Below are 2645 nucleotides of genomic sequence, written 5' to 3' on the forward strand. Positions count from 1 at the left end.
AGCGGCGCCTGGTAGCGCGGCAGCGCCTGGCGGATCAGCAGTGCCCGCTTCTGCCAGTAGTCGCGCAGGAACTCGTCGACCGGCATGCCGAGGAAATGCTGTTTGCTGGCATGGACTTCGATCACGGCCATGGCCTCAGATGTCGTTGGCCAGTTTTTCGGCGACACCCACGTAGCTGCCGGGCGTGAGCGCGATCAGACGCGCCTTGGCCGCCGCCGGCAAATCCAGGCTGGCGACGAATTCACGCATGGCGGCTTCGTCGATGCCCTGGCCGCGGGTGAGCGCCTTGAGCTGCTCGTAGGGATTGGCCAGGCCATGGCGGCGCATGACCGTCTGCACGGGCTCGGCCAGGACTTCCCAGGCCGCGTCGAGGTCGGCCGCCAGGCGCTCCGGATTCACGCTCAACTTGCCCAGCCCGCGGGCGAGCGAATCGAAAGCGATCAGCGAATGTCCGAATGCGGTGCCCAGCGCGCGCAGCACGGTCGAATCGGTCAGGTCGCGTTGCCAGCGGCTGATCGGCAGCTTTTCTGAAAAATGCGACAACAGGCTGTTGCCGATGCCGAAATTGCCTTCGGCGTTTTCGAAATCGATCGGATTGACCTTGTGCGGCATGGTCGAGGAGCCGACTTCGCCGGCTTTCACCGACTGCTTGAAGTAGCCCAGCGAAATGTAGCCCCACACATCCCGGCACAAGTCGATGCCGATGGTGTTGATGCGGCGTTGCACATCGCAGAGCTCGGCGATGCCGTCATGCGGTTCGATCTGCGTGGTGTGGGCATTGAAGCTCAGGCCGAGCGACTCGACGAAGCGGCGTGCAAACGCCGGCCAGTCGACGTCCGGGTAGGCGACGACGTGGGCGTTGTAGTTGCCGACCGCGCCGTTGATCTTGCCGAGCATTTCCACCTGCGCGAGCTGCCGGCGCTGGCGGGCGAGCCGTGCGAGCACATTGGCGAATTCCTTGCCGACCGTGGTCGGCGACGCCGTCTGCCCGTGGGTGCGCGACAGCATCGGCAGCGCGGCGTGCTGGTGCGCCAATGCGCGCAGGGTCGCCGCCAGGCTGTCCAGCGCCGGCAGCAGCACGGTTTCGCGCGCCTGGCTGAGCATCAGCGAGTAGCTGAGGTTGTTGATGTCTTCCGAGGTGCAGGCGAAATGGACGAACTCCAGCGCCGGCGCCAACTCGGCGTCGTCCTTGAGTTTTTCCTTGATGAAATATTCCACGGCCTTGACGTCGTGGTTGGTGCCGCGTTCGATATCCTTGACCCGGGCCGCATCGGCAACGTCGAAGCCATCGGCCAGCGCGCGCAACCTGCCTGCCGCTGCGGCCGGCAAGGGCGCCAGCTCGGCGATGCCAGGCTCGTCGGCCAGGGCCAGCAGCCACTCGACCTCCACCTTGATCCGGGCCTTGATCAGGCCGAATTCGGAAAAGATCGGGCGCAGGGCCGCGACCTTGCCGGCATAGCGGCCGTCGAGCGGGGACAGGGCGAGCAGGGTGTGTTCGGACATCGGGACGTGCTCCGGGGAAGATGCGAATTCTACACCGTCGCCGGGGGCGGGCCGCCCCTGCTGGAGCCCGCCGCGCTCAAGCCGGGGCTATGATTGCGTGCGAACCCTGGAGATTGCGATGGCCGGCAAGACCCGTATGGAACACGACAGCTTCGGCGAATTGCGCGTGCCGGCCAGGGCATTGTATGGCGCCCAGACCCAGCGCGCCGTCGAGAATTTTCCGATCTCGAGCTTGCGCATGCCACGCGCCTTCATCCGCGCGCTGGGTTTGATCAAGGCGGCGGCGGCGCAAGCCAATGCCGGCCTGGGATTGCTGCCCAAGGACATGGCGCTGGCGATTACCGCGGCGGCCGAGGCCGTAACGAGCGGTGATTTCGATGCCGAGTTTCCGATCGACCTGTTCCAGACCGGCTCGGGCACGTCGAGCAACATGAATGTCAACGAAGTCGTGGCCACGCTCGCGTCGCGCCAGCTGCAAAAGCCGGTGCACCCGAACGATCACGTCAATCTCGGGCAGAGTTCGAACGATGTCATTCCAACAGCCATCCAGGTTTCGGCCGCGCTGCTCTGGCAGGAGCAGTTGCGCCCCGCGCTCAAGCATCTGAAAGCGACCATCGACCGGCGCGCCAAGGCCCTGGCGAAGGTGGTCAAGACCGGCCGCACGCATTTGATGGACGCGATGCCGCTGACCGTCGGCCAGGAATTGTCCGGCTGGTCGGCGCAGATCGCGTCGGCCATCGAGCGCCTGGACGACAGCAGTCGCCGGTTGCAGCGGCTGCCGCTTGGCGGCACCGCCATCGGCACCGGCATCAATGCCGATCCGCGCTTCGCCAAGCGCGCGATTGCGCAGCTGCACGGCAAGACCGGCGTCAAGTTTTCCCAAGCCGCGAATCTGTTCGAAGGAATCGCCGCGCAAGATGCAGCGGTGGAATTTTCCGGTCAGCTCAATGTGCTGGCGGTGGCGCTGATGAAGATCAGCAACGATCTGCGCTGGATGAATTCCGGGCCGCTGGCGGGGCTGGGCGAAATCGAGTTGCCGGCCCTGCAGCCGGGCAGTTCGATCATGCCCGGCAAGGTCAACCCGGTGATTCCGGAAGCGATGGCGATGGTTTGCGCGCAAGTGATGGGCAACCACACGACCA

2 protein-coding genes are annotated in these 2645 nt (G+C 65.3%); one reads left to right on the forward strand and one right to left on the reverse strand.

From position 1 onward, the window contains the following. Positions 1 to 135 precede the first annotated feature (135 nt). A complete protein-coding gene (purB, locus tag WC739_RS24675; RefSeq protein WP_372955608.1) occupies positions 136 to 1503 on the reverse strand; it encodes an adenylosuccinate lyase in 1368 nt (455 codons plus the stop codon). 118 nt (positions 1504 to 1621) lie between these two features. On the opposite strand from purB, the gene WC739_RS24680 reads away from it, so the two are divergent. Next, on the forward strand, positions 1622 to 2645 hold a 1024-nt coding region (locus WC739_RS24680; protein ID WP_372955610.1), incomplete at its 3' end, for a lyase family protein.

The sequence above is a fragment of the Mesorhizobium sp. genome, from assembly GCF_041661565.1.
Classification (GTDB): domain Bacteria; phylum Pseudomonadota; class Alphaproteobacteria; order Rhizobiales; family Rhizobiaceae; genus Mesorhizobium.